The sequence below is a fragment of the Dethiosulfatarculus sandiegensis genome (assembly GCF_000931935.2).
GTDB classification, from domain to species: domain Bacteria; phylum Desulfobacterota; class Desulfarculia; order Desulfarculales; family Desulfarculaceae; genus Dethiosulfatarculus; species Dethiosulfatarculus sandiegensis.
On sequence record NZ_AZAC01000048.1, the window covers coordinates 1 to 25115 of the forward strand.

Consider the following 25115-nt stretch of genomic DNA (forward strand, 5'->3'; position numbering starts at 1 on the left):
CAGCTCGGCCTGGTGGGATGATGATAACGAGGAATACGAGCTGGAGATGAGCATGGATATCGGCGGCGACGCCAATCAGATGCGCATCTTCACCATCACCAGTGTCAACGGCGCCGGTAATGTCATCGACTCCACCGCAACCGTGGGCTTTTTGGGCACCCTTTCCACCCGTTTGACCGGTACATCGGTGGTCGCAAACTACCTGGGCACCGATGAGGACGACGAGTGGGTCGAGGCCCAAAACGGCAGCGGCAACACCGATTGGGACGGCCGGGACATCCGCACCCAGTCCGCAGCCCAGCTCGCCTTGGGTCAGCTGGAACAGGCCATAAACAACAAGGACGTCAAGCGCGCCGAGTTGGGAGCCTTTGCCAACCGGTTGGAGAACACCATCACCAACCTGCAGATCCAGGTGGAGAACCTGCAGGCCTCTGAGAGCCGCATCAGTGACGTGGATGTGGCGCATGAGATGACCGAGTTCACCAAAAACAACATACTCTCCCAGGCAGCCACGGCCATGCTGGCCCAGGCCAACAGCCTGCCCCAGCTCGCCCTGAAGCTCCTGGGTGGATAACAGAAAAAAAGGCGCATAAACACGCCTTGAAAGAATAAACGGGTTTTGAAAGTTACTAACAGTTCAAGGAAAAGCTGGAGACCAGGTTCCGGAACCATGGCCGGTTTCGGTCTCCGGGGTTCCTTGAAGGGCATCGGGCAGGTCTCTATCTTCCCGATGCCCTCCCAAAAAAGGAGCTAATGAATGAAGCAAGTTTTACGGGCCGGTTATCAAGGATAGAACCGACCCATCCCCGCGCCAAGGGATTATGGCGCACACTTTCCAAGGAGGGTTAACATGAGTTTGGTCGTCAACCACAACCTGATGGCCATGAATGCAGCCAGAAACCTGTCGGCCACCTACGGCCGCCTGGCTGAATCAACGCAAAGGCTTTCTTCGGGCATGAGGGTCAACTCGGCGGCGGACGACGCAGCCGGATTGGCGATCCGCGAGATCATGCGGGCCGAAATAGCGGTCCTAAACCAGGGCATCAGAAACGCAAGTGATGCCATCAGCATGATCCAGACGGCTGAAGGAGCCATGAGCGTCATCGACGAAAAGCTGATCCGCATGAAGGAGCTGGCCGAGCAGGCGGCCACCGGCACCTACACCACGGCTCAGCGTGAAATCATCAACTCGGAATATCAGGCCATGGCGGCGGAGATCGATCGTATCGCCACCGCCACGGACTTCAACGGCGTTAAGCTCTTGGATGGCAGCCTGAGGGAGTCCCACGGAGGGTCAGGGCTTAAGATTCACTTTGGCACTGGAAACTCCTCGGATGAGGACTATTACTATGTCCAGATCGGAGATATGAGGGCCACCAAGGGCACCGGCCTCAGGGTGGGAAACTCCGATTTGAGGGACACCCTGCGCACCACGGCCCTTAATGTCAGTTCTCCGGATGACGTGATGCAGGACACGGCAAGCGCCACAGACGGCTTGTTCGGCATCCGTTTTGCCTCGGACTTTGATTCCGAGAGCCCGGGGAACGCAAACTGGGACGTCTACGGCTATGTGAACATAGACGCATCCAGGGACAGTTTGAACTCCATTGTGGCTGACATAAATAAAGGCAGGCAGGCTACCGGCACCTTGACCATGACCCAGCTTACCGGCGGTGGCAGCGCCACAGACGATATCTCCACCCAGAGCCTGACCATAAACGGACAGATATTCACCTTTGCCACCGGTGCGGGCACCGGCACCTATAACGGCACCCTGGGCACCGGCGTGATCAACCTGACCACCACCAACTACTCCGCCACCTCGGTTGCCTGGGATACTGCGGCCTTCTTGAACGCGCACTCGGCCAGCATTGGTGTGCGGGCCGTGAGCGACGGAAGCACCTTGCACATGTTCGCCTCGGAATGGGGCGAGGGTGGAAACACAATTGAAACCGTCAGCGGCACCACGGCCATGGTCATGGGGCAAAAAACGCTGGAACACGGTGGCGAAGAGTTCATGACTTCCTCGGTCTACTATGATGAAAACAACGAGGAATATGAGCTCCAGATTCAGATGAACCACGGTGGTGAAGATTATCAGCTTCAGATATTCAACTTGACCACAATGAACGGCACCTCGGATATTGTGGGCGGCACCATTGCCGGCACCTCAATGGGCGGCACCTGGGGTGGTGTCTTGCCGATCAACGACGACCCCACCAGCGTGCTCTCCACCTACGGCAGTACAGACGAGGAGTCGGAGTGGATTCAGGCCCAGAACGGCAGCGGCAACACCGATTGGGACGGAGCCGATATTTTGACCCAGTCCGCGGCCCAGAAGGCCTTGGCCGGAATTGACCTGGCCATCAGAAAGAAGGACACGGCTCGCGCCAACTTGGGCGCCATCCAGAACCGGCTGGAGAACACCATCACCAACCTGCAGATTCAGGCTGAGAACCTGCAGGCCGCTGAAAGCCGCATCAGTGACGTTGATGTGGCCACGGAAATGACCCAGTTCACCAGAAACAATATCCTGGCCCAGGCTGCCACGGCCATGCTGGCCCAGGCCAACAGCCTGCCCCAGTTGGCTTTACAGCTGCTCGGCGGCTAACCTTTAAACTAAAAAACCGGCCTGATCCCCAAGGGATCGGGCCGGTTTTAAACCGTTGTAAATACCGCCTGGCCGAAAGGTCGGCAGGCAGTCACACCCTATTAAAAAGCCAGGGTGATCTGTCCCGGATGCTCGGTGGTGACGCTTCCTATCACTTCGGCCTTGATTCCCTGATCTTTGAGCCTGACAAGGGCCTTGTCCACCTTGTCCTGATCCACTCCGAACAAGAGCCCGCCGGATGTCTGGGCGTCGGCCAGAAGATCATAGCCGATTGTGTCGACTTCGCCTTTTAAGATAATTGATTTTTCGCAGAACTGACGATTGGCATGGCTGCCCAAAGGCACCAGACCCATGGAAGCCATTTCCTTGGCCTCCTCCAGAACCGGAACCTGGGGCACATTGACCACGAGCCCCAACTTGGAAGCCTTTGCCATCTCCAGGGCATGTCCCAGAAGCCCGAAACCGGTCACATCAGTGGCTCCGCTCACCCCAAAGGCCTGCATCACCTCGGCGGCGGTCCGGTTGAGCTGGGTCATGAGCTCCACCGCCTTGGTCACCGCCTGGGGACTGGCCAGCCCAGCCTTTAGTGCGGTTGCTATCACCCCTGTGCCCAAAGGCTTGGTCAGAATAAGGACCTGATCGGCTTTCAGTCCGGCGTTGGTTGTGATTTTGTCCGGATGGACCAAGCCCGTGACGCTCAAACCGTATTTCAATTCCGGGTCCTCTACGGAATGGCCTCCGGCCAAAACCGCTCCCGCCTCATGGACCTTGTCCAGGCCGCCTTTCAATATTTCGGAAAAGACCTCCGGTTCATATTCCTTGACCGGAAAACAGCATATATTCATAGCCGTTATAGGCAGGCCGCCCATGGCGAAGACGTCACTTAGGGCGTTGGTGGCCGCTATCTGGCCAAAAAGGTAGGGATCATTCACTATGGGGGTGAAAAAATCCAGGGTTTGGATAAGGGCCAGATCGTCTGAAATCTGGTAAACTCCGGCGTCGTCGGCGGTGTCCGCGCCTACTAGAAGTCTGGGGTCTGTTTCAGGTTGCAACCCCACTAAAATTTTTGCTAGGTCACCCGGACCTACTTTTGCCGCTCAACCGGCGGCCCTGGCTTTTTCAGCCAGGTTCACATCTTGGCCCATTTTAGCTTTCCCTGTTTAAACAGTTCTCAGCTTCTTAGTGTAGCCAGAAGGCGTTTGGGGTGCAAAAATAGTTTTAACGCCTGTTCCGGGCTGGTAACCACTATATCAGCCGCATTCAAAAGGGGGGCGTATATTCCTTCCGGTCCCATGACGGCCACTCCCAGGCGGGCTGCTCTAAACATGGCTTGGTCATTGGCCCCGTTTCCCAAAACTGCGGTGTTTCTTCCCCCCAACGACTGGATTAGTTGTTCCTTTGCCTGGTTTTCCCGGCCTTTTGCAATGGTTGTTACCGCTATCTCATCGGAAAACAAAGATTTTGCAGTGCCGTGGGTGTCTGCCGTGACTACATGGCAGTTGAAAAGTCCGCTCAACGCGCCTAAGGCCTTTTCAACACCGGCGGCGAGCGCCCCGTCCACACACAAAGTTCCGTTTAAATCCATAACCAGGTTTGTCAGTTCAAGCCTGCCAAATCCGGGAATATCCAAATTAAGTCCGGCCATGCCAGATCCTGTTTTCCCCGGTCCTTTTTTTAAGCACCAGTAAAGAATACTATACACCCAAGTATTCTGTGTTCAACAGCCTTTGCTTGAGGCATTTGAAAAACCTGGAGCCGGCAAACAGCGTATCTTTCCGACAGTCAGTACGCAAGCGTTACAGTAAGGCGGACCCTTTCCGGTTAGGCGGCTCTTTTTTCCAGGTCCTTTATGACCTTGACCAGGTTTTCGGCTTCCAGTTCAAAAATCTTCTCGCCTTTTTCGCGGCTGGCCTTGGTCGGGTCCCCCCAAACCCCGCCGGGCCAGTGGCCGACCTTATCCCTGACCAGGATAAAACGGGGGTAAGTGGGGTATTCCTCTTTGGCGGAACCCTTGACCAGTTCGGGCCAAAGGTGCATGGCCAGTGAGGTTTCCACTTCTCCGGCATGGGAATCGCCTTTGCACTCCAGAAACTCCGTTGCCTGGTCAAAGAGATCCAACACGCAGATTACCGCTATCTCCAGGTTGGTTTCCTTTAGCACTTCTTCGGCCGAATCCAAAAGAGCCGCCTGGTGGGTGCCCCCGGCGTGACCGGTGAGAATGGTCAGGGTTTTGATTCCTTGACCATAAAACCCTAGTGATATATCATGGATATTCATTTTCAGCGTATTTGCGCTTATGCCAACGGTGCCGGGATGCTGACTGGTGCTGCGGCAAAGGCCGTAGTTCAAAGGTGGTGCGACCAGGCAGGGGTGTAGTTCCGCTGTGCGCCGGGCGAGCATGGTGGCGTGCATGGCGTCAAGGCCCAAGGGCAGGTGGGGGCCATGCTGCTCAAGCACGCCCACCGGCAATATGGCGCTTTGGGTCTTGATCAGCGCCCGGCTGAATTCCGGCATGGTTATATTCTGCAAAAACAAGGCACTTCTCCGTGTTTATAAAAGTTTCGCGCCTTTTGGGCGTGATAGTGTTTTGTTGAAGCCAATAGTAGGCTTGAGCCCTTGGTTCTGTCAAATCAGGATAAAGGGTTTATTAAGGATGCCGCATGAATCGGCTTTTCCCCAGCATTGGCAGCAAAATGAGTTTGGGCGGCAGGTTTATCATGGCCCTTTTGGCGGCCGTGATTGCAGCCTGCCTGGCCTCAGGGGGGATCTATTGGTTTTTGTTGAAAAAGGGGGGGGCGTTCATCCCTTTGGAGCAGCGTCTCGCCAACCTCTCCCGGTTGGAAGAGATGTTGGCCGAGGCTGCCGCTAAAGGCGGCGATGCACTCGGACACCTGAAGTCCTCCCTTGACGCCCTGAAAAAATCTTCCCGGAAATTTCCCTATGATGATTTTCGCTTTTACACCCTGAATCCTGGCCGGAATAAGGATTCCTCAACCGGCTTGCCCGCAGGCCGGCTCAAACGGGAGCTTTTTGCCCGGGGTAAAGGCGTTATGCAGGCCAGGTTGGGGGATAAGGATTATTGGCTTGTATTCACCACCCTGCCGGATACAAAAAATCTGCTGGTGGGGCAGATTTTATGCACGGCTTCAGCCGATGCTTTTTTTATGCATTTTTGGCTGGCTGGCTTGGGCGGAGTTTTCCTGCTTTGCCTGTTGGCCGTTTTTTGGGGCCGGATCTGGTGGCGAAGGCAGTTTGAAACGCCTGTTTACAGGCTTATCGCCCATGGCAGAATGGCGGCTGAGCGTGACCTGGTCTGGAAGGAGGGAGCAGGCCCCATGCCGCCGCCTTTGGACGGCCTGGTCCATGTCATGGCTCAAATGACCCAAAAGGCCAGGCGCATGATCAGCCTGGCCCTGACCAGCCAGGAGAGGTTTCAAAGGCTGTTTTTAGATTCAAGGGATGCGGCCTTTATTATCAATCCCGAGGGGTGTATAGAGGAAATCAATCCCGCCGGTGTTTCCATCTTCGGCTTTGAGAACCAAGAAGAACTTTTTGAACTGAAAAACACCCGTTGCCTGTTTGCCTCTGTCAAGGAGAGACGGGCTTATCTGGATATCTTGTATGAAAAAGGTTTTGTGCAGGACTTGCCGATCAGAATGAAGCGTAAAGACGGTGAATATTTTGATGCCTTGATCACAGCCACGGCTGGAGAAACCGGTGAGTCGCGCCTGGGTTTGGTGAAAGACGTCACCTTGATGAGGCGGGCCAATGAGTCGATCAGGCAAAGTGAAGAAAGATATCGCAGGCTTTTGGCCAATGCGCCGGACATGATCTGCAGGTGGTCTGTAAAAAGAGGCCGCTTTGATTTTGTCAGCGATGCTTCTTTGACAATTTTGGGGTATGCACCTGAAGAAATAACCGCCTCCCCGGATTTGTTAAGAAAGTGCCTGCATCCGGATTGCCGGGATAAGGTGGTGGATCGCTGGAAAAAGGTGAGCAAAGGCCCGATGCATATAACCCATTCCCAAACATATCGGGTTATCCATAAATCAGGCGAGCTCCGTTGGGTCAGTGAGAGGACGACCCTTTTGCCGGATGAAGAGGGAAACGCCGATCTTATGGAAGGTCTGCTTACTGATGTTACCCTGCAGAAACAGATCGAGACCGCTTTGATTGAGGGAAATGTCATGGTGGAGAAGACCCTGGCCGGCCTGCCGGTTCCGGTGATGGTGCTCGACAGGGAACATAAGGTGGTTCATTGGAATCGGGCCATGGCAAGCCTTACCAATGTAAACGCAGACGAGGTGATCGGCACTAACGAGCATTGGAAACCCTTTTATAAAGAACCGAGGCCGGTTTTAGCTGATTTGATAATAGAAAAAAACTGGGACGACATAGAAGAATACTACGGGAAAATGAGCCTCAAGCATTCAGACGTCACTGAAGGCGGGGTGAGTTGCGAGGGTTTTTTCCCGAATATGGGGGGACAAGACAGGCACCTTTATTTTCTGGCCGCCCCAATAAAAGACAACCAGGGCGCCATAGTGCGGGCCGTTGAAACGGTTGTGGATATCAGCGACCGCAAGCGCCTGGAGAATGAGCTGCTGCATCTTTCCATCACAGACGATCTGACCGGGCTTTTTAACCAGAGGTTTTTTTTCGCCACCTTGAACCGGGAGGTGGAATCCGCAGTGCGTTACAGCCAGTCCCTGGCCTTGATCCTTCTGGATCTTGATTTTTTCAAGCAATTTAACGACAGCTTCGGCCACCTGGGAGGTGATCGCGCTTTAAAGAAGGTGGGAGGGGTGCTGCAGAAAATGATCCGCACCACAGATCTGGCCTGCCGGTATGGGGGGGAGGAGTTTGTGATCCTTTTACCCAGGGCTGGTTATGAACAAAGTTTTTCCGTGGCCGAGAGGGTGCGTAAAGGTATTTCCAGGCTTGATTTCAAGTTGGGCGACTCCACGGACAATGCATCGGTCAAGTTGACCGCCAGCTTTGGCATAGCGCTTTTTGAGGATGGAATGACCGGTCTGCAGCTTATGCAGCAGGCAGACGAGGCCATGTACCAGGCTAAAGAAAGAGGGCGTAACCGGATTGTCTTTTGGGGGGTGGGGGATATGCCCATCTTGCCTTTGGATAAAGACGACTAGGAGTCAATGAGCCTGAATTATCCACTGGTTTTTTAATTAAAACGTTTTTGATTCCTGCGGAGCTGTTACTGAATCAAAAGGCCGTATTCTTGGGCATATGCCCGAAAATACGGCCTTTTTGTATCTTGCGTCTATAAGGTGCGGTTTTTTAAGGCAGCAGGATGATGGTCATTTCCTCGCTACCCGGAGGTCCGGCCACCAAAAGCCGGGCCTTGTATTCCTGGTCTGCAAGAAATGGGGTGCCGTCCGGCAGGTTTTTGGCAAAACGCAGGCTGAACAGTTTGTCCCAAGGGCTCCAGAAGGGGTATAAGACCTGGTTCAGGGGGGTGCGCTCCTTTATATAGCGAACATCAATGGGCTCTAAACGATCACCTTTTTTATTGACCAGATAGATTCTCCAGTCTGGTTTTTTTGCGTTCAGATCGTTCCATTCGCGGCTCGGCACATAGGCGCTCACCATCAGTTCAAAGGCCTGGTCAGCGGCCGCCATTTGATCTTGGAGGAGTTTTTCCTCTGCCCGGGCGGAAAGTGCAAAGGCCTGGGCCTGCCTTTTGACCATCGCCTCGCGCACCGCCTTGGTGAGGCTCAAGCTTTTGATCAGGATCTGGGTGGCAGGTCCGTGATAAACCGATCCCTTGCTTATAAAGGGGGTAATCGCCTCTTGGTATGTCTGGTCTTCAGGGCGCTTGGAGGGGTCGAACTCCTTGCCGAGCTCCTTTATTTTTGCGCACCCTGTGATTGCGATCAGGCCCGTCAGAACAAGCAGTAAAATCGGTCTGCAAAGAGGCTTCATGAGCAGGACTCCTTGAACTCTTTTTTGTTTCAGCGTTAAAGGCCCCGGCAAGAGCATTACTTTTGCCAGGGCCTTTTTAACTTCGAAAAAAATTGGTAAGGCCCGTTTTTATACGGAAAAGGCCATGGATAGGGCCAATGCCGCAGCCCTATATCCGCCTCTGATTATGGTTAACCGTTAAAGACCTTGTCAAAGATATAATCCACGTTTTTCAGGTGAGTGCTGGGATCAAACAGTTCATCGAGTTTGGCTTCGGCGTTTTCACCCAACGCGTCCATGACATTTTTTTCTCCGGCCAGGCGCTCCTTGAAGCTGCCTCCCTGTTTCCAGGTTTCCATGGCGTTTTTCTGCACCACCTTGTAGGCGTCCTCTCTGGTCATCCCGGCCTGGGCCAGGGCCAGAAGCACCTGCTGGCTGTGGATAAGGCCGCCGGTAAGGTTCAAGTTCCTTATCATGTGCTCGGGATAGACGGTGAGCTTTTCGATCATGGCGGCCAGGCGATGCAGGCTGTAATGCGCCGCGACGTTGGCGTCCGGTCCTATGGTCCGCTCCACTGAGGAGTGGCTTATATCTCTTTCATGCCACAAAGGCATGTTTTCCAAAGAGGCCATGGCAAAGGAGCGTAACAGTCTGGCCTGGCCGGTCAAGTTCTCGCTGCCCACCGGGTTCCTCTTGTGGGGCATGGCGCTGGAACCCTTTTGTCCGGCGCTGAAGGCCTCTTCGGCTTCCAAAACTTCGGTGCGCTGCAAATGCCTGATCTCCACGGCCAGGCGTTCAATGGTTCCGCCAAGCACAGCCAGGGTGCAGAAATATTCCGCATGTCCGTCTCTGGATACCACCTGGGTGGAGGCCGGGGCGGCTTCCAGGCCCAGATCTTCCATTACCATTTCCTCCAGCTCCGGGGGGAGATGGGCATAGGTCCCCACCGCACCGCTGATCTTGCCCCTGGCCACGGCCTTTTGGGCATTTAAAAGCCTTTTCCTGTCCCTTTTGAATTCAGCATAAAAACCGGCGAGTTTTATACCAAAGGTGACGGGTTCGGCGTGTATGCCGTGGCTGCGTCCCATCATCAGGGTGTGTTTATGCTCTTGGGCCCTTTTTTCCAAGGCGGCCAGCAGGCGGTCCAGGGCGGCTAGGATGAGATCCGCCGAATCTTTCATCGTAAGGGCTAGGGCGGTGTCAAGGACATCGCTGCTGGTGAGCCCCAGGTGCACAAATCGGCTGGCGGGCCCTATGTGTTCGGCCAGGTTGGTCAAAAAGGCTATAACGTCGTGCTTGGTTTCCTTTTCGATCTCATCGATGCGCTCGACTTCAAAGGCGGCCTTTTCCTGAATTTCCTTTAATTCCTGGTCCGGAATGCGGCCCAACTTGTTCCAGGCCCGGCAGGCGGCCAGCTCCACCTTGAGCCAGTTGGCGTAACGGGCCTGATCGGTCCAGAGATTGCCCATTTCGGGCAGGGTGTAACGCTTGATCATTTTTTCTATCCTTTTCGCGCTTCTTTGTCTCAGATGACCACCGGCCATATTCTGCGCGGTTAAAAGCCTGTTCAGCTGGCGTGGTTTGTAAGGTATGGCCTGGGTCTTAAAACCTTTTGCAAACAAAAGGCATATATATGGGAAAATAGGCCGGACCGCCAGTTGGGATTATTTCACGATACCCGGCATTCGCTCCCAGCGGATTGCGTAACTGTCTCCCTTAAAGGCGAAATACCTGAAAAAGGCCTTGCCCTTGATATCACATAAAGGAACGCACATTCCCTTTCCCTGTGCCCAGAAACGGGAATCATATGAATTGTCCCGGTTGTCGCCCATCATAAAGAAGTGCCCGTCAGGCACCTTAAACGGCCCGAAATCCTTTCTCATCAGAGCCCGGCCCGTGAAAAAGCCCCAGGGGTCTTTTATCTTTTTGTGGTTGATATAGATATCCTTACCCCTGACCAAAACGGTTTCCCCGGGCAGGGCCATGATCCTCTTAACAAAAGTCTGGCTTTTGTCTTCCGGATAACGGAAGACGGCAATATCTCCCCGTTCAGGCAACCCCATGGGGAGCAGCTCCAGATTGGTATAGGGCAGCTTAAGGCCATATGCGGTCTTGTTCACCAGGAAATGGTCGCCTATCTGCATGGCTGGCTCCATGGAGCCGCTGGGGACGTGACAGGCCTCAACAATGCCTCCCCGTATTATGCCTGCCAGCAAAACCGCCCAGATAAGCATCAGGGTGTAATCTTTGATGACTTTAAGCGTTTTTTCCGAGCCGCGAGATCTGTCGGCCATGAGGTCCCTCTTTTTGTAAGAAGAGTGATTGGTTTTATTTAACAGGATCACCCTATCAGACGCCGGGCCAGCTTTTCCCCCTGTTCAAATGCCACTTTCATAAGATTATTTTCTGCCTTTACCGAACCCTTGTCAAAAAAACCCATAAAGGGAGGCAATTCGGTGACATTATAGCCAAGGGGGATAAGGGGCATGGCCAATGCCTTGATGGTTACGCCTGCTTCTCTGGGGTCCGGCTGTTCACCCACTGCATACACCAGGGCCTCTCTGCCTTGCCCGGCCAGACGGCTTTTGTATTCCCTGGGCCTGGTGTCGGTGAAATCATAATAACAGTAAAGCCGATCAATGAAGGCCTTGGCCCAGGATGTGAGGTTGTAGTTGTGCACCGGCGAACCCAGTACAAGGCCCCTGGCCTCTTCTAAAAGTGGGTAGATTTGCTGCATGTCGTCCAAGAGCCTGGTGCAGGCCTTTTTTTGACGACAGCGCTCACAGCCCAGGCAGGGGTGAACATGGAGCTTGGCCAGGTTCAGGGCCTTGGTTGCGGCCCCTGCCTGTTCGGCCCCGGCCAGAATCTGCTCCAAGATGATCTCCGTATTGCCGTTATTGCGGGGGCTGGCGCTGAGTCCCAAGATCAGATCTTTTCGGGGTTTCATCTTTAATCCAATACCATTTCCAGGGCGTCTTCCAGGCGCTTGGCCTGTAAAAGGCGAATTTTTTGTGTTTTTTTCTGGCTTTGCGCGGCGCTTAACGCCCTTCCGAACCCCTGTCTGGAGGCCTCGGCCAGGCGGGCTTCGGTCCTGCCCACGGCCCTGAGCTCCCCGGCCAGCCCCACCTCGCCGAAGCAGACCAGGTCCGGCGGCAGGGGGCGGTTTCGCAAGGAACTGGCCATGGCGCAGGCCACGGCCAGGTCTGAGGCGGGTTCGGTTAGTTTCACCCCCCCTGCGACATTTATAAATACATCAGAGGTGCTTAAGTCCAGGCCGGTGTGGATGGAGAGCACTGCGGTTAGCATGTGCAGCCGTCCCTGATCCACGCCAAGGGCCTGCCTGCGGGGCATGGCCAGTCCGGATGGGCTCACCAGGGCCTGAATCTCCACCAAAAGGGGCCTGGTGCCGTTCACCGCAGCGCAGACCGCACTGCCTGGAGCGCCTTCCGGCCGATGCTCCAAGAGCATGGCCGAGGGATTTTTTACGGTGGAAAGGCCGGAGTCGGTCATCTCAAAGACTCCCACCTCGTCGGTGGCGCCAAAACGGTTTTTTACAGCCCTTAAAAGCCTCAGCCGCATGGAAGGTTCACTTTCGAAATAGAGCACCGTGTCAACCAGGTGCTCAAGGAGCCTGGGCCCGGCCAGGGAGCCTTCCTTGGTTACATGTCCCACCAAAAACACTGCCGCCCCGGTCTCCTTGGCCAGGGCTGCCAGTTCAGAGGCGCAGTGACGGACCTGGCCCACGCTTCCCGCCCCACCGGCCAGTTCGCTTGAGCGCACGGTCTGGATGGAGTCGACAATGCAGGCGGTGTAATTGTCTCTGGTGACGGCCTGTTTAATGGTCTCCAGGCCTGTTTCGGCCATGAGCATGACTTCCAGGGCCTCGGCCCCCAGGCGTCTGGCCCTGAGCCCCACCTGGCGCACCGATTCCTCTGCCGATACATAAAGGGCCTTGTGACCGCTTCGCCCCAGCCGGGCGGCCAGTTGCAGCATAAGTGTCGATTTGCCTATCCCCGGCTCGCCCCCCACCAAAACCACCATCCCCTGGACCAGTCCTCCTCCGAGCACCCGATCCAGTTCTGTCAGGCCGCTGGTGGCCCTGGGCTCCGGTGTGGTGAGGGCCTGGACCAGGCTGATCAGTTCAGGGGATTTTGCCTGGGCTCCCGAGGGAGTCTGGGGCGGTTTCTCTTCTTCCAGGGAGTCCCAGGCCCGGCAGGTCGGACAGCGCCCCAACCATTTTGGGGTGACGGCTCCGCATTCTCGACATACAAATACGGTTTTGGGCTTGCTCAAGTGTTTTCTCCTGCATACAAAACTGAAAGGACATGGTACGTTTACTCTAAGCCCCTGTCAATGGAATGTAAATCCGGGTTACGTTGACAAACATATCGCGAAGCATTAATGTTCATTGTAATAGCCATGGGAGCCAGTCAGAGCTTGACTGGCTCGATTTGTAAATTATGCTAAGGAGCGCCGTAATGTCGGAAAATATACTTCATGTCACCGACGACACCTTTGAAACTGAGATTTTGAAGAGCGAGTTGCCGGTATTGGTGGACTTTTGGGCGGCTTGGTGCGGCCCCTGCCGGGCTATTGCCCCGGTGGTGGAAGAGCTGGCCCAGGAATTTACCGGCAAAGTGAAGGTTGCCAAGATGAATGTGGATGAAAACCCCCAGACTCCGGGTAAATTTGGTATTCGCGCCATCCCCACCCTGATCTTCTTCAAGGGCGGAGAAGTGGTGGATCAGATTACCGGTGCGGTCTCCAAATCTCATTTGGAAGAATCGCTTAAGAAGATCGCTTAGCACTCTTGCAGACGGTGAGGGGTTAATCCCATGGAACAACGTGAGTTAGTCATCGTTGGGGGAGGTCCCGCCGGGCTGACCGCCGGTCTTTATGCCGCCAGGGCCAAGCTGGATGTGGTACTCTTGGAAAGCTTGAGCCCCGGCGGCCAGGTTCTGACCACCGACATGATTGAGAACTGGCCCGGGGATGTGGATGGGGTCTCTGGTTTTGACTTGGCTGACCGCATGCGTGATCATGCGCTCAAGTTCGGTCTGGAGATCAGGTCCGCCGAGGTGACCAAACTTGAAGATAAGGGAGATGTGAAAATCATCTCCACGCCCAAAGAAGAGATAAAGGCCAAAACAGTGGTGCTTTGCCCCGGCGCCAGGCCCAGGCAATTGGGCATTCCGGGTGAAGAGGAGCTGACCGGCAAGGGAGTCTCCTACTGCGGCACCTGCGACGGCCCCTTCTACAAAAACGCCACGATTGCCGCCATTGGCGGAGGCAACACGGCTGTTGAAGAGGCGGTTTTTTTGACCAAATTCGCAGACAAGGTCTATCTGCTGCACCGCCGCGATGAGCTGCGGGCCAGGGGGGTCTTGGCTGACAGGGTTTTGGAAAACGATAAGATTGAAGTGCTTTGGTCTCACCAGCCTTTGAAGGTTCAGGGCGGAGATCAGGGGGTTCAGTCACTTTTGATCAAAAACCTTAAAGACGGTAGCGAACGAGAGCTTAAGGTGGATGGGGCTTTTGTTTTCGTAGGCACCATTCCCAACACCGAGTTTTTAAAGGACGCGGTGGATATGACCTCCGGTGGATTTATCAAGGTTGACGCAAGGCAGAAAACCTCTATCCCCGGGGTCTTCGCGGCGGGCGACTGCTGTGATAAGCTGTTGAGGCAGGTTGTGGTTGCCGCTGGTGAAGGCGCAACTGCGGCCTATGCCGCCCAACGCTACCTGGAAGATCATTCATGAACAAAAAAGCATCCCTGCTGATCTTAGGTTTACTTCTGGCGCTGTTTGCGCTGGCTTCGGGCTGCGGCTTTGGCTTTGATTCAGGCGGCTCTCCCGAGGCCTTTGACACTCCGGCCCAGGTTTTGGCCAACGAGGCGGAAACCCTCTACAATGAGGGTGAATTCGACGAGGCCGCCGAGTTGTTCCAACAACTTAAGGACCGTTACCCTTACAGCCGCTACGCCCTATTGGCCGACTTAAGAGTTGCCGACGCCTATGCCAAGGCAGGCAGGGATGAAGAAGCGGTCCTGGCTTATGACGACTTTGTGCGTTTGCACCCCAAAAACGAGGCTGTCCCCTATGCCATTTACAAAATGGGCATGGTTTTCAGACAGCAGATGCTCACTCCGGATCGGGACCCAAGCAACTCCAAAAAGGCGGTGGATGCCTTTGAACGCCTGATAAAGGAGTATCCGAACACCGAATGGGCCGAAAAGGCAAAGCCGCGTTTGCAGGAGACCCTGGAAAACCTGGTTCAACACGAAATGGATGTGGGACTCTTTTACTATCGCACCGACCGTTTTCGGGCGGCCATGAGCAGGTTCAAGAGGGTCATCAGCCATTACCCGGATGTGGGCCTTTATGACGAGGCCATGGACTACATCCAAAAATGCCAGGTGGCCCTGGCTGATCTGGATGAGAGCAGGGATGACGAGTCTTTACTGCAGCAACGCAGGGATCTGAATATCTTTGACCGGGGTGATGACTATGACCAGAATCGCAACCCGGATATGGATGACCCCTTAGACCGCATTGACCGCTGAGCTCGTTTTTAAATTAGGATTTTAAAGGGGCCTTATGTTCTCTGAGCATAAGGCCCCTTGATTTATAGATAAAAACCCCGTCGGGCAAAGCCAGACGGGGTTTTTTATTTCCTGTATGGCAAGCAAAATCAGGCGGTTTGCTGCAACTGCTCCCTCACCAGTTCAGGGGCCTTGGCCATGGCCTGGGGCAGGCCGTCCGGATTCTGGCCGCCTGCCTGGGCCAGGTCCGGTTTGCCGCCGCCGCCGCCGCCCACCATGGGGGCCAGGGCCTTGACCAGGTTTCCGGCATGAACCTTTTTAACCAGGTCCTTGGTGACCAGGACTAAAAGCAGGGCTTTTTTGCCCGCCTTGGCTCCCAGGACAACCACTCCGGAACCAATGCGGTCCCTTAAAGTGTCGCTCAGTTCACGCAGGGATTTGGGGTTGTCCGTGGTTACCTGAGTGGCCAGGACCTTGACCCCGTCTATCTCCACAGCGTCTTCCAAAAGATCTTTGGTGCCTGCGCTGGCCAGCTGGGTCTTGAGTTTCTCCATTTCCCGCTCTGTTTCCTTAAGCTGAGCCTGCAGCTTGGTCAGGCGGGGAACCAGCTCCTGGCGTCCCACTTTAAGGGCCGCGGCGGCCTGGTTCAGCTGGTCTTCCATATCCTGCATGGCCAGGATCGCGCCATGGCCGGTCTGGGCTTCCAAGCGCCTGACACCGGCGGCCACCGAAGTTTCTCCGATGACCTTGACCAGGCCAATATCCCCGGTTCTGTGGGCATGGGTGCCTCCGCAGAGTTCCTTGCTGACTCCCGGAATGGAGACAATGCGCACCTGATCGCCGTAGCGTTCTTCAAAGAGTGCGGTGGCTCCGGATTTCATGGCCTCTTCCAGGCCCATGACCTGGGTGTCCAGGCAGATATTGGCCCTCACCGCCTGGTTGACCTCATTTTCAATAGCCTTGATCTGTTCCGGGGTCACTGCCTCGAAGTGGCTGAAGTCAAAGCGCAGCCGGTCTGGTGAAACCAATGAGCCCGCCTGCTTGACATGGTCGCCCAGGGTGTTGCGCAAAGCCGCATGCAAAAGATGGGTGGCAGTGTGGTTGGCCGCCGTGCGGGCCCTTTGTTCGGCCGAGACTTCCATCGAAAGTTCCTGCCCCTGGCTGAGGCTGCCTTCAAACACCTTGATTTTGTGCACATAAATGCTGCCACCGGGTTTGGTGACGCCTGTGACCTCCGCCTTGCCTTGAGAACCGGTCATCTGCCCGGTGTCTCCCAGCTGGCCGCCTGCGTCGGCGTAGAAGGGGGTCCGGTCGGTCACAACCTCGGCCTCCTGGCCCGTTCCGATTTGGTCGACCCGGTTGCCGTCGACCAGAATCAAAACCGCTTTGCCCTTGGCCTCCAGGGTTTCATAGCCTTTGAATTCCGTAGCAAAACCCTGGGAACTCAGTTCTTCCAGGGCAGGGGGCATTGCTTCCTCGCCGCTCCCTTTCCAGGCTGCGCGGCTGCGGCTGCGCTGGGTCTCCATGGCCCGGTCAAAGCCCGGCTCGTCCACGCTTAATCCCTCTTCTTCCACAATGGTCATGGTGAGATCCAGGGGGAAGCCGTAGGTGTCGTACAATTTAAAGGCGGTGTCTCCGCTTAAGACCGTCTCTCCCTTGGCCTTGGCCTCGCCTGTGGCGTCGTAAAGAATTTTGAGGCCGGTGTCCAGGGTTTCGCCAAAACGTTCTTCTTCCTTGGTAATGACCTTGTCGATAAAGGCGCGGGAATCCACCAGAGAGGGATAGGCGCCTTTCATCTGGTCAATGACCTCCTGGGCCACCTGGTGCAGGAAAACCTCTTTGAGCCCAAGTTTGCGGCCATGGCGGGCAGCCCTGCGCAGAATGCGCCTGAGCACATACCCCCTGCCTTCGTTTTTGGGCAGGATGCCGTCTGAGATCAGGAAGGTGCAGGCCCTGGCATGATCGGCGATCACGCGCAGGCTTACGTCATCCTCTTCGTTTTTACCGTAACTGGTTCCGGCCAGCTGGGCAGCCACATCCATGATGGGAGTGAAAAGGTCTGTATCATAGTTGCTGTATTTACCCTGGACCACGGCACTTATGCGCTCAAGCCCCATGCCTGTGTCAATGCTGGGCTTCGGAAGCGGGGTGAGCTTGCCGCTTTCATCCCTGTTGTACTGCATAAAGACCAGGTTCCACAGCTCCAGGTAACGGTCGCAGTCGCAACCCACGGCACAGTCAGCGCGTCCGCAACCGTGTTCCGGCCCCTGGTCTATGTGAATCTCGGAGCAGGGGCCGCAGGGGCCGGTGTCACCCATGGACCAGAAGTTTTCCTCTTCACCCAGGCGCACAATACGCTCCGGCTTCACCCCGACTTCAGACTGCCAAAGCTCCGCGGCCTCGTCGTCCGTCTCGAATACGCTTACCCATAACTTATCCTTGGGCAAGCCGTAACCCTCTGTGAGAAGTTCCCAGGCAAAACGGATGGCGTCCTGCTTGAAATAGTCGCCAAAACTGAAGTTGCCGAGCATTTCAAAGAAAGTGTGGTGCCTTGGCGTGCGCCCCACATTCTCCAGGTCATTGTGCTTGCCCGATGCGCGGAAACACTTCTGGCTGGTTGTGGCGCGTATATAATCCCGTTTGGCCTGTCCCAAAAACAACTTCTTGAACTGAACCATACCTGCGTTGGTAAACAGAAGCGTGGGGTCATCCTTGGGAACCAAAGGAGAACTGGCCACTATCTTGTGGCCTTGCTTGTTAAAATAATCCAAAAATATTTGGCGGATATCATTACCGCTGGTGCTCATGGGCGCTATCCTTTTGTCTGTTTGGCCTCGGCCGCTTCAAATAGTGGCCGGTAATTATTGTTCGGTTTCTTCCCCGGGTTCCTGTGCCTCCGCCGGCGCCACTTGGGGCAGGTTGTGCAACACCCTGAGCCTGTTTTCAATCTCCAGGGACAGGTCTTTGTGCTCCCGCAGGTAATTGGCCGCATTCTCCCGGCCCTGGCCCAGGCGTTCCTCGCCATAGGAGTACCAGGCTCCGGATTTTTCAACTATATCGGCATCTACACCCAAATCCAATATTTCGCCTGTTTTGTTGATGCCCACTCCGAAGAGAATGTCGAACTCAGTTTGCCTGAAAGGCGGGGCAACCTTGTTTTTGACCACCTTCACCCTGGTCCTGTTTCCGATTTCCGAATCGCCGGATTTGATTTTACCGATCCGCCTGATGTCCAGGCGTAAGGAGGAGTAGAACTTAAGGGCGTTGCCGCCGGTGGTGGTTTCGGGGTTGCCGAACATGACCCCGATTTTCATACGAATCTGGTTGATGAAGATCACCGATGTGCGACTTTTGCTGATTACACTGGTGAGTTTGCGCATGGCCTGGCTCATGAGCCTGGCCTGAAGGCCCACGTGGCTGTCGCCCATTTCGCCTTCCAGCTCGGCCCTGGGCACCAGGGCGGCCACCGAGTCCACCACCAGGATGTCCACACCGCCAGAACGGACCAGGATTTCAGTAATGTCCAAGGCCTGCTCGCCGGTGTCGGGCTGGCTTACCAAAAGCTCATCCACATCCACACCCAGCTTGCGGGCATAGGATACGTCCAGGGCGTGTTCCGCATCCACAAAGGCTGCTACGCCTCCGGCTTTTTGCGCTTCTGCTATTACGTGCAGGGCCAGGGTGGTCTTGCCCGAGGATTCCGGGCCGTAGATCTCGACAATCCTGCCCCTGGGGATTCCTCCCACGCCCACGGCAAGGTCCAAACCCAGGGATCCGGTGGAGATGGAGCTTATGTCCTGGGCCACCTCGGCAGCACCCAGGCGCATGATGGCGCCTTTGCCGAAATTCCTTTCAATCTGCTTGAGGGCCGCGTCAACGGCCTTGTCCCGATCCTGCACCGGGTCTTTTCTGGCGTTTTTTCCAGCCATGTTTTTTTGTCTCCACCCCTAGACTAGGGTTTTTTTGAAAACAGGTTCATATATGGCGCCTTTAGGCGTTAGTGTACTTTTCATAAGGGTAACCCGCTCCGCCAAAAAGGAAGGTCCTTTAAAGGCGGCCAGGGACAAAAGCGCTTCTGCCAGCTCATTTTGCCCGGCCGGAGGTGCGCCCCGTCTGGACCTTCGCATCCTGCCCAAGGTAATGTGGGGTTTGAATCCGCGTTTTTCCGGTTCAAACCCCAGGGGCGCCAGGGCGCCCTCCAGGTCCTTGGCCAGCCGGGCCATGCGGTCCGTTTCTCCGGAAAGCCCCATCCAGATAACCTGGGGACTCCTTCTTTTGGGAAAGGCTCCCACTCCCTCTGCAACCAGGGGGAAGGGCCCCATATCCCGGCAGACCCGGGTCAGCCTTTCCTGGATCTCCGGTAAAAGGTCCTCTCCAACCTCACCCAGGAATTTGAGAGTGATGTGAAGAGAATCGGGTTTAACCCATTTTACCCTACTCTCGGTGCGGGCGAGATTCCTGATTAGCGAATCCGCGGCTTTGCGCACCTTTTCCGGAAGCTCAATGGCTATAAAGGAACGCATGATCCTCTGTAAAGCGGCGAAGCCAGTCCAGGGCCGTGTGGGCGGCCTGGAGTTTAACCTGCTCTCTTGAGCCGCTGAAAAGGTAACCCTTTGTCATGACCTTTTCTTGATGGCATAGGCCGAAGTATACCGTACCAACGGGTTTTTCGGGACTGCCTCCGCCCGGCCCGGCGATGCCGGTGACCGAAAGGCCCAGGTCGGTGCCCGCTCTTGAAGCTGCTCCCAGGGCCATTTCCCTGGCGGTTTCATGGCTCACCGCTCCATGTTCGGCCAGGGTTTGGGAAGAGACTCCAAGGAGTTCTTCCTTGGCCTGGTTGGAATAGACTATATAGCCGCGCATAAAAAAGCTGGATGACCCCGCCACCTCGGTAAGGCTGTGACCGATCAGCCCGCCTGTGCAGGATTCGGCCAAGGCCAGGGTGAGGTTATGATCGGCCAGGGCATGGGCCGTGGTCTGGGCCAGGGTTTGACCGCCTTTTGCCACCACATGACCGTCCAGCCTGCGATAGGCGGCCTTGAGCACTGCCGCAAGGTCTTGGTCGGCTTTTTGGTTTTGTTTTCCGCTAAGGGAAAAAATAACCGCCACCTCCGGGAAACGGGGATAATAACCTAAATTAAGGGAGGGGATGCCAAGCTCCCCGGCAATTCCTTTAAGCCTTTTCTGAACTTCAAGCTCATCTAAGCCGAATATTAAAAGTTCTCCGCTTTTGCGGATCTGATCCGGCTGGAATTGTTCAACCAGTTGGGGGATAACGTGATGTTCAGTTATATGGTGCATCTCCCGCGGCACACCGGGCATAAAATAAACCGGCTTGCCCTGGGGGGCGGTGAGTTTGAATCCCGCACTGGCCCTGCTTAAAACCTCTGCTCCCTGGGGCAGCCAGGTGAGGCGGTCTATGCCCTCGGGAGGTGTTTTACCCATGGACTGGAAAAAATAGCGCAGGTTTTTCACCATGCGTCTGGATTCCGCCAGGGGCAGGGCAAAGACATCGGCCGCGACCTGTGCCGTTATATCGTCTTCCGTGGCTCCCAGACCCCCGCTGACCAAAACAAAGTCGGCTGAATCCAAGGCTTGCTTTAAAGCGGATTTGATAGCCGGGGGATCATCCCCCACTGTGATCATGGCCTTAACGTCAAGCCCCATGGGCCAGAGCCTGGCCGCTGCCCAACGGGCGTTTTCGTCAACCACCTTACCGCTTACCAGCTCGTCGCCTATGCAGATAATAACCCCGTGTGCCATCGGGCTTCCCCCATTTAAGGAGTCTTCGCAAGAGAAAGTGAATTCAAAAGGCAGTTTAAGCCAGTGATTTTAGCTAGCAGCCTGGAACTCGTTTGTCAACCGTGGAGTAAGCCTTAGAAATTGCCCAAAAACAGACTCTGGACAAATAGCGTTTTACATAGGGGCTGTTTGAAGGGCCTTTGGCTCAGGCAGGCCGGATTAGGATAACACTAAAAGGCCTGCGGCCAGGTTAATCATTGTCGTCAAAATCGTCTGTCTCGGTGGTCGGGCTGAGTGGGGGTTCTGGAGCAGCCTCGGCTACTTTGAAAAAATTGACTCCCTCTGAACGCAGCATCTCTTCTTCGGCCGGAGTTGAAACCCCCCTGATATTTCTGGATTCACTGGCGCCGTAATGAATTTTCAACGCTTCGTTGGCAAATTGGGAACCCACGTCTTCAAAATCTTCCTTGATATGCCGCTTCAACGCCTGGCTGAGCATGCGCGCCGCCTCTTCCTGGTTGAAACCGTCTGTCTTGTGACTTTTTGCGATGCCAAAAGAGGAGGGGACCCGCCGCACACAGTCGTCTCCGCAGACAGGGCATACCACCATACCGCGACTGACCTGATCTTCAAGGTCCTCAAGGTTTTCAAACCAGCCTTCAAAAGAATGGCCGGCGGTGCACTGTAAGTCAAATACAACCATCTGCTCTCCTTTAGGGCCTTTTTTTTATCATATCAGGCCGAAGCTTACTAGACCAGTCTGCTCCATAAGAGGCGAGGATACAGGCAATATGTTGATTTTTTGCCGAAAAAACCTTCTAACAGGCATGCGGCAGATTGGCTTTTAAGGGCAAGCTCAAATGGGCGCTCCGGAATCCGCCCCAAGGTGCAGGGAAAACAGTCTTGGGGGAGGGGGGTGCGGGCTAGGTGGATGGATCCGTTTCTTTGTCGGGCGGGCCTGAAAATGAAGTCATCCGGCCAGGCCGGGCCACACTTCTCTTTTCGGGAAACGCTTGAACAAGAAGGTATATTTTTAAAATAAACTCAATTTTTCTTATTTTTGGCCTGATGCTCCCTCCAAAGGGATATTATTTCTTCAAAAACCGAAATTGGGGCGGCTCCGTCAATCGCCACTCCATTAATTATATAAGAGGGGGTTGATTGAAGCTGGAAAAGGGCTGCCTCCTCAGAATCCCTTTTCAGGCGTTCAGCCAGGGAAGGGTCGGCCAGATCCCTGGCCAGTCGGGCCCGGTCAATTTTCATTTCTTTGACCATGCGGTCCACCCAGGCCATTTTGTTCTTTTTTAGGTTTTCTTGATCAGCCATGGCCTTTTTATAAAAATCCCACGCCTTTTTCTGAGATTGTCTGGCAATGGCCTCAAAGTGAAGGGCCAGGTCTTTGGCAAACTCGTCGGCAGTCAGGTGACGCAGGTGAAATTTTACTTCACCGGGATGTTTTTTTTGCAGATAGGCCACAGTATCCGCACCTTGGGCGCAGGCCGGGCAAAGGAAATTGGAAAAGCCCACCACGTCCACTTCTGCCTTGGGACTGCCCAGGCAAGGCCTGGCAGGGTCCATATCCGGCATTAAAGGAGAATCCAGATAGGCCATTACATTCTGACGCTGCCTGGCTTTTTGTTCTTCCAGATTGGCCTGCATGACTATATCCAACAGTTGCTTTTTGTTCTGCCTCAGGACTTCCAGAACCAGCTGGGGATTGGCTTTGAGGTATTCGGCTATTGCCTGTTTATCCGGTGGGGAGTCGGTGGGCGTGGGCTGGGTGCAAAGATGTTGGCAGCCACTTAGCAACAAAAATGCAAGCGGTATGAGCCAGACGGGTTTTAGCATGATGAGTCCTTAGATATAGTTTGCTTGAGTTATTTGCCTTTATCGGATAAAGCCTTGGATCCCGGCAAATCTCTCCGGGGGAGCGGATGCCGTTTGATGAACCGCAGACTTTGGCCAAGTGTTAAAGATCCTTCACCTTAAAAAATAGCGTAATTGAGCGAGACTGTCATTTAAAAGGCTTCATGCTCGTCAACAGTCTGAATGCGGACTATGCCCCCCGAATCAAAACCATTGGGAAAATTTTAAGTGTGCCGGGGATCCCGAATGGCGGCTCAACGAATCGTGAGCTTTTCCCAAGGAGATTAATTCGAGCCAATCGGCATCAGAGAAATTCCGGGAGGAGTTTACCCGCAAGTTAAAGGCGGAGCCTTAAAAAGGCCCCGCCTTAATTATCAGCTTGTTTGGCTGACCGCTTCCTTGACCTTTCGCATGCGCTCAAGGGTCTCGGGGAACAGCCTCTTGGCCTCGGTGTGCGGGAAAAAGAGGCTGCCTGTGTAATTGTCCATATAACTTGGGGCGACCGAAAGTTCGAAATTTGTCATTTTGTCTACAATATCTCCAACTTCCGCCCTCAACGGGTTGCTTAGCGCCACCAAGCGGGCGCCCAGCATGGAGCCGTTGCCCACAAAGGTGAAACGGTCCACAGGCAATTCCGGCAAAAGACCTATCAAAATGGCGCGTTCAATATTAATGGACTGGCCGAAACCGCCTGCCAGAATTACCCGGTCCAGGTCGCCTATGCTGAGCCCCACTCCCTCCAACAGGGTCATATAGGCCGAATACATGGCTCCCTTGGCGCGCATCAGGTTGTCGATATCCATCTCGGTCAGGGTGATATCCCGGTCAAGCTGGTTGTCCTTCGACCAGGCCAGGACATATTCGGGCCCGTCTTCACCAACCCGCACCCGATCGCTGACATGGTCCAGATCATACCTGCCGCGTTCATCGATTATGCCGGTGAGTAAAAGCGAGGCCACCAGGGCGATCAGGCCGGAGCCGCAGATGCCTTTGGGCAGCGCCTTGCCCACCGTCACCAGGGCCGGTTCACCGGTGGCCGGGTTGATCATAACGTTTTCCACCGCGCCCTTGCTGGCCCTCATGCCGAACTTGATGCCGCCGCCTTCAAAAGCCGGTCCGGCGCTGGCCGCGGCGCAAACCATCCAGTCTTGATTGCCCACCACGACTTCACCGTTGGTGCCAAGGTCGATGAAAAGGCTCAGCCTGGGGTCTTTGTGCATGCCAACACCCATGACGCCGGAGATGACGTCACCGCCCACATAGGAGGCCACCGAGGGGAAGACCAGCAGAGAGGCATGGTCGGGCAAGGCCAGGCCAAAACGGCTGGCCCTTACCGGCGGATAATAGGCCGCGGCCGGTACGTAGGGGTCCAGCCTTATGTACTTGGGCTCCACCCCCAAGAACAGCTGGGTCATGGTTGTGTTGCCTGCCAGGGTGGCCAGGTTGACTTCGCTCAAGTCCACTTTGGTTTTGCTGGCCAGGGCTTTCAATACGTCGTTTATGGAGCCCGTGGCTGTTTCCTGCAGTCGTTTTAGGCCGCCGGGCTTGCCAGCATATACAATACGGCTGATTACGTCTTCGCCATAGCTTATCTGGGCGTTGAAATTACCCTCTGACCCCAACACCTGGCCCGTGGTGAGGTCGATCATTTCGGCCCATACGGTTGTGGTGCCAAGGTCGATCGCTACGGCCAGGTTGCGGGCCGTGGTGTCGCCGGGTTCAACCCGGATAACATGGTTGCGGCTGGTTTTGGTGTCCACCGGCCGCATGATGGTGGTGGTGAGGTTCCAGTTGCCCTGGCGCCAGGCCTCGGGCAGATCGCGAATGGCTTCAAAGTCAAAGACAAAGTGCCTTTCACCCGCCTTTTTAAGGGAAGCAAGCAGGCGGGCTACATCGTTTCTGGCGTCGTCTAAAGTCGGAGGCTCGGCGCTGACCGCCAACTTGGTGAGGGCAGGGTCAAACCTGCCTTCCGCTTTGAGTTCCTTGGAGCCTATGGCCTGGGCCTGCTGGCTGCTGCCTGTGGCGAGCGCCTTTAAGGCCGCTTTGTCCAAGGCGGATTCAGTGGGGATGCGCACCACTATATCTTCGGTGACTTTGGAGGTGCAGGCCTGACGGATGCCCTTGGCGGCATCCTCTTCGCTGATTTTTTCGCTGAGTCCGCCTTCAACCGCCCCGGATTCAACTATCACCCGGCATTTACCGCAGACTCCTTTTCCTCCACAAGAGGCGTTGATGTGAACCCCCGCTTCCAAGGCGGCGTCCAGAAGGAAAGTCCCAGGTTCCACTTGCATTTCGATCTCATAAGGCTCGAAACGCACTGTTACACGGCTTATGGATTCTTCACTCACTAGTAATCCTCTTTGTTTGGGTTGCGCCCTCGGCAAAGGTGTATATCACCTTTGTCCTGAAGGTGGACCGGCGCTGGGCCGG

Annotated in this window: 21 protein-coding genes; 6 read left to right on the forward strand and 15 right to left on the reverse strand. The window is 55.2% G+C overall.

Annotated elements, in window-relative coordinates; translation table 11 throughout:
* Together X474_RS25800 and X474_RS27095 are read left to right on the forward strand one after the other, a co-directional pair.
* Positions 1 to 574: flagellin (locus tag X474_RS25800; protein ID WP_269433215.1), on the forward strand; the 574-nt coding region annotated here is incomplete at its 5' end.
* A gap of 276 nt (positions 575 to 850) precedes the next feature.
* Complete coding sequence (locus X474_RS27095) at positions 851 to 2611, forward strand: flagellin N-terminal helical domain-containing protein (RefSeq protein ID WP_082464540.1); 1761 nt, start codon at positions 851 to 853, stop codon at positions 2609 to 2611.
* Between the two features lie 101 nt (positions 2612 to 2712).
* Here X474_RS27095 and selD read toward each other — a convergent pair whose 3' ends face one another.
* The 3 genes from selD to X474_RS20750 form a co-directional block, all read right to left on the reverse strand.
* Positions 2713 to 3756, reverse strand: coding sequence for a selenide, water dikinase SelD (gene selD, locus X474_RS20740; protein ID WP_156360868.1), 1044 nt, complete (start codon positions 3754 to 3756; stop codon positions 2713 to 2715).
* 26 nt (positions 3757 to 3782) lie between these two features.
* The gene (locus tag X474_RS20745; RefSeq protein ID WP_044351744.1) at positions 3783 to 4256 is read right to left on the reverse strand and encodes an HAD family hydrolase; all 474 of its coding nucleotides are present in this window, start codon (positions 4254 to 4256) and stop codon (positions 3783 to 3785) included.
* A gap of 176 nt (positions 4257 to 4432) precedes the next feature.
* Positions 4433 to 5146, reverse strand: a complete 714-nt coding sequence (locus tag X474_RS20750) for a creatininase family protein (RefSeq protein ID WP_044351745.1) — start codon at positions 5144 to 5146, stop codon at positions 4433 to 4435.
* A gap of 125 nt (positions 5147 to 5271) precedes the next feature.
* Between X474_RS20750 and X474_RS20755 the strand changes: the two genes are divergently transcribed.
* On the forward strand, positions 5272 to 7764 hold the full coding sequence (locus tag X474_RS20755; RefSeq protein ID WP_052515469.1) for a sensor domain-containing diguanylate cyclase: 2493 nt from the start codon (positions 5272 to 5274) through the stop codon (positions 7762 to 7764).
* Between the two features lie 148 nt (positions 7765 to 7912).
* Here the strand turns inward: X474_RS20755 and X474_RS20760 are convergent, their stop codons facing one another.
* The 5 genes from X474_RS20760 to radA all read right to left on the reverse strand — a co-directional run bounded on the left by X474_RS20760 (position 7913) and on the right by radA (position 12829).
* Positions 7913 to 8557 (reverse strand): hypothetical protein, encoded by a 645-nt coding sequence (locus tag X474_RS20760; protein ID WP_044351746.1) that lies wholly within the window; start codon positions 8555 to 8557, stop codon positions 7913 to 7915.
* A gap of 170 nt (positions 8558 to 8727) precedes the next feature.
* Positions 8728 to 10032, reverse strand: coding sequence for an adenylosuccinate lyase (gene purB, locus X474_RS20765; protein WP_044351792.1), 1305 nt, complete (start codon positions 10030 to 10032; stop codon positions 8728 to 8730).
* 168 nt (positions 10033 to 10200) lie between these two features.
* The gene (lepB, locus tag X474_RS20770) at positions 10201 to 10830 is read right to left on the reverse strand and encodes a signal peptidase I (protein ID WP_044351793.1); all 630 of its coding nucleotides are present in this window, start codon (positions 10828 to 10830) and stop codon (positions 10201 to 10203) included.
* A 47-nt stretch (positions 10831 to 10877) separates the two neighbouring features.
* On the reverse strand, positions 10878 to 11483 hold the full coding sequence (locus tag X474_RS20775; protein WP_044351747.1) for a flavodoxin family protein: 606 nt from the start codon (positions 11481 to 11483) through the stop codon (positions 10878 to 10880).
* 2 nt (positions 11484 to 11485) lie between these two features.
* A complete protein-coding gene (gene radA, locus X474_RS20780; RefSeq protein WP_044351749.1) occupies positions 11486 to 12829 on the reverse strand; it encodes a DNA repair protein RadA in 1344 nt (447 codons plus the stop codon).
* Between the two features lie 185 nt (positions 12830 to 13014).
* Between radA and trxA the strand changes: the two genes are divergently transcribed.
* From trxA to X474_RS20795, 3 genes are read left to right on the forward strand one after another with little or no spacing between them, the layout of a single operon-like run.
* Entirely contained in the window at positions 13015 to 13341 is a 327-nt protein-coding gene (trxA, locus tag X474_RS20785; protein ID WP_044351751.1) for a thioredoxin, read from the forward strand.
* Between the two features lie 30 nt (positions 13342 to 13371).
* Positions 13372 to 14295 (forward strand): thioredoxin-disulfide reductase, encoded by a 924-nt coding sequence (gene trxB / locus X474_RS20790; protein WP_044351752.1) that lies wholly within the window; start codon positions 13372 to 13374, stop codon positions 14293 to 14295.
* Positions 14292 to 15098 carry an outer membrane protein assembly factor BamD gene (locus X474_RS20795; protein WP_052515471.1) on the forward strand — a complete coding sequence of 269 codons (807 nt, stop codon included), beginning with the start codon at positions 14292 to 14294 and terminating at the stop codon, positions 15096 to 15098. The genes trxB and X474_RS20795 overlap by 4 nt, the downstream gene beginning before the upstream one ends.
* A 128-nt stretch (positions 15099 to 15226) precedes the next feature.
* Here the strand turns inward: X474_RS20795 and alaS are convergent, their stop codons facing one another.
* The 7 genes from alaS to X474_RS20830 form a co-directional block, all read right to left on the reverse strand.
* Positions 15227 to 17884 carry an alanine--tRNA ligase gene (alaS, locus tag X474_RS20800; protein WP_044351754.1) on the reverse strand — a complete coding sequence of 886 codons (2658 nt, stop codon included), beginning with the start codon at positions 17882 to 17884 and terminating at the stop codon, positions 15227 to 15229.
* A gap of 54 nt (positions 17885 to 17938) precedes the next feature.
* The gene (recA, locus tag X474_RS20805) at positions 17939 to 19006 is read right to left on the reverse strand and encodes a recombinase RecA (protein WP_044351756.1); all 1068 of its coding nucleotides are present in this window, start codon (positions 19004 to 19006) and stop codon (positions 17939 to 17941) included.
* Positions 19007 to 19024: 18 nt separating this feature from the next.
* Positions 19025 to 19600, reverse strand: coding sequence for an RNA 2',3'-cyclic phosphodiesterase (gene thpR / locus X474_RS20810; protein ID WP_044351758.1), 576 nt, complete (start codon positions 19598 to 19600; stop codon positions 19025 to 19027).
* Entirely contained in the window at positions 19578 to 20840 is a 1263-nt protein-coding gene (locus X474_RS20815; RefSeq protein WP_044351759.1) for a CinA family nicotinamide mononucleotide deamidase-related protein, read from the reverse strand. The genes thpR and X474_RS20815 overlap by 23 nt, the downstream gene beginning before the upstream one ends.
* 229 nt (positions 20841 to 21069) lie before the next feature.
* Positions 21070 to 21522 (reverse strand): DUF1178 family protein, encoded by a 453-nt coding sequence (locus X474_RS20820; protein ID WP_044351760.1) that lies wholly within the window; start codon positions 21520 to 21522, stop codon positions 21070 to 21072.
* Positions 21523 to 21863: 341 nt separating this feature from the next.
* Positions 21864 to 22667 carry a DsbA family protein gene (locus X474_RS20825; protein WP_044351761.1) on the reverse strand — a complete coding sequence of 268 codons (804 nt, stop codon included), beginning with the start codon at positions 22665 to 22667 and terminating at the stop codon, positions 21864 to 21866.
* A 392-nt stretch (positions 22668 to 23059) separates the two neighbouring features.
* Positions 23060 to 25033 carry an ASKHA domain-containing protein gene (locus X474_RS20830; protein WP_231688365.1) on the reverse strand — a complete coding sequence of 658 codons (1974 nt, stop codon included), beginning with the start codon at positions 25031 to 25033 and terminating at the stop codon, positions 23060 to 23062.
* Between the last annotated feature and the right edge of the window lie 82 nt (positions 25034 to 25115).